The sequence below is a fragment of the Pseudomonas sp. Sample_24 genome (assembly GCF_004307605.1).
Lineage (GTDB): Bacteria > Pseudomonadota > Gammaproteobacteria > Pseudomonadales > Pseudomonadaceae > Aquipseudomonas.
On sequence record NZ_RCNW01000084.1, the window covers coordinates 1 to 2608 of the forward strand.

The following is a 2608-nucleotide window of genomic DNA, read 5'->3' on the forward strand; positions in this document are numbered from 1 at the left end:
TCCCGATGACCGTGCTGGAAGAGCTGGACAAGCTCAAGAGCGGCCATCACAGCGTTGCCGCCGAATGCCGTCAGGCCATCCGGCTGATCGACAAGACCCTGGGCGATGCCTCACCCGAGGACGTTGAACAGGGCGTGCCGATCCAGCGAGGCAAGAGCGGGCCGAAGGGCTTGCTGTCAATTCTGATGAGCAAGCGTGCCGAGCCGAACATCATTCTGCCCGAGCACCTGAACGACAACATCATCATCAACCAGTTGATCGACCTGCACGCGCGCGATCCGAAATTGCCGGTAGTGCTGGTCACCAAAGATATCAACATGCGCCTCAAGGCCCGAGCTTGTGGGATCGCGGCCGAGGATTACAGCACCGACCAACTGGTCGACGACGTGTCGCTGCTGCCCAACGGCTACCACAACATGACCGGCTCTTTCTGGGACCGCGTGAGCAAGGTCGAAACCCGCCAGGACCATGGACGCACCTGGCATCAGGTGCAACTGATCGACAACCTGCCGGCGGTGCACATCAACGAGTTCATCATCGACGAGCAAGGTTTTGTCGGCTGGATCAAGGAGATCGAGGAAGATAAATTGCTGATCCTGGACCTGCACCAGGAGCCGCTGCTGCACCAGGAAGCCTGGGGTCTGAAACCACGGGACATTTACCAGAGCCTGGCGCTCTACGCCTTGCTGGATCCGGATATCCACCTGGTCAACCTGTCCGGTGCTGCCGGTTCCGGTAAAACCATTCTGGCACTGGCGGCTGCGATCGAGCAGACCATGGTCAGCAAGCGTTACCGGCGGATCATCGCCACCCGCAGCGTGCAGGGCCTGGACCAGGAAATCGGTTTCCTGCCCGGCACCGAAGCGGAAAAAATGGAGCCTTGGCTGGGCGCCATCACCGACAACCTCGAAGCCTTGCACATGGATGACGAAAGCACCCATGGCAGCGTCGACTACATCCTCAGCAAAGTGCCGTTGCAGTTCAAATCCCTCAACTACATTCGGGGCCGCAGCTTCCAGCAGAGTCTGATCCTGATCGATGAATGCCAGAACCTCACGCCGCACCAGATGAAAACCATCATCACCCGTGCCGGCGCCGGTTCGAAAGTGGTGTGCCTGGGCAACCTGGCGCAAATCGACACCCCTTACCTGTCCGCGACCAGTTCCGGGCTGACCTACCTCACTGAGCGCTTCAAGGATTTCCCGAACGGGGTGCACATCACCCTGCAAGGGGTGCCTCGTTCGATCCTGGCCGAATACGCCGAATCGCATTTGTAATCCTTCACCCAAACCGGGCGGCCGACAAAGCCGCCCGGATTTTTATGCCCGACATATAACCCCTGTAGGAGCGAGCCTGCTCGCGATGGACGTGAACGATAATGCGTATTGCCTGAATGACCACGTTGTTCTTGAGTTTTTCGCGAGCAGGCTCGCTCCTACAGGGGGACGTCCGATAATCGTGCGTGCGGAAAATTGACCCGCAGGTTTACAATCGACGCTCCTGATCAGGAGTAATCCCGTGCTGACTCATCTCGATTCCCAAGGTCGCGCCAACATGGTCGACGTCACTGAAAAAGCCGTGACGTTCCGTGAGGCGACGGCCCAAGCGCTGGTGCGCATGCTCCCCGAAACCCTGCAAATGATCGTCAGTGGCGGTCACCCCAAGGGTGATGTATTTGCGGTAGCGCGCATTGCCGGCATTCAGGCGGCGAAGAAAACCAGTGATTTGATTCCGCTGTGCCACCCGCTGATGCTCACGGGTGTGAAAGTCGAGCTCAGTGCCGAAGGTGACGACAGCGTGCGAATTGTCGCGCGCTGCAAATTGTCCGGGCAGACCGGTGTCGAAATGGAAGCCCTGACCGCCGCCAGCGTCGCGGCGCTGACGATCTACGACATGTGCAAGGCCGTGGATCGCGGCATGACCATTGAAAGCGTACGCTTGCTGGAAAAAGTCGGCGGCAAGAGCGGGCATTTCCAGGCGGACCCGTCATGAATATCACTGTGAAATTTTTTGCCCGGTATCGGGAAGCATTGGGTGTGGATTCGGTAAACGTCGAGGGCAACTTCGCCACCGTCAATGACGTGCGAGTGTTGTTGGCCCAGCGCGACGGCGCCGAGGTGCTCCGCGAGCAGAATCTGATGTGCGCGCGCAATGAAGACCTTTGCCAACTCGACGAACCGGTCAGCGACGGCGATGAAGTGGCGTTTTTTCCGACCGTGACCGGAGGTTGAATCTTGGCCATTCGTGTGCAATCCACGGCGTTTGATCCCGGCGCTGAAGTCAACGCCATGCACGATGCGAATGTCGGCGTCGGCGCGGTGGTGAGCTTTGTCGGTTACGTTCGCGACTTCAATGATGGCCTCGATGTGGCCGGGATGTTCCTCGAACACTATCCGGGCATGACCGAAAAAGCCTTGGGCAAGATCGCCCTCGAAGCCGAGCAGCGCTGGCCGTTGCTCAAGCTGCAAGTGTTGCACCGCATCGGCGCGCTGGAACCGGGTGAGCCGATCGTCTTCGTTGGCGCCGCCAGCGCCCACCGCCAGGCGGCGTTCGATGCCTGCGCCTTTGTCATGGACTACCTGAAAACCCGCGCGCCGTTCTGGAAGAA

At 59.3% G+C, this 2608-nt stretch carries 4 protein-coding genes; all 4 read left to right on the plus strand.

The window, feature by feature from the left end; all coding sequences use genetic code 11:
• On the plus strand, window positions 1-1277 hold a 1277-nt coding region (locus D8V06_RS03940), incomplete at its 5' end, for a PhoH family protein (protein ID WP_241667770.1).
• A gap of 241 nt (window positions 1278-1518) precedes the next feature.
• A complete protein-coding gene (moaC, locus tag D8V06_RS03945) occupies window positions 1519-1992 on the plus strand; it encodes a cyclic pyranopterin monophosphate synthase MoaC (protein WP_008060536.1) in 474 nt (157 codons plus the stop codon).
• A complete protein-coding gene (locus tag D8V06_RS03950; RefSeq protein ID WP_130930481.1) occupies window positions 1989-2231 on the plus strand; it encodes a MoaD/ThiS family protein in 243 nt (80 codons plus the stop codon). The genes moaC and D8V06_RS03950 overlap by 4 nt, the downstream gene beginning before the upstream one ends.
• A 3-nt stretch (window positions 2232-2234) precedes the next feature.
• Window positions 2235-2608, plus strand: a 374-nt coding sequence (locus D8V06_RS03955) for a molybdenum cofactor biosynthesis protein MoaE (protein WP_130930482.1), incomplete at its 3' end; no start/stop codon positions are given.

Bases quoted from the DNA above. Each gene is read 5' to 3' on its own strand.
- D8V06_RS03950 (WP_130930481.1), top strand. From the start codon at position 1,989: ATGAATATCACTGTGAAATTTTTTGCCCGGTATCGGGAAGCATTGGGT.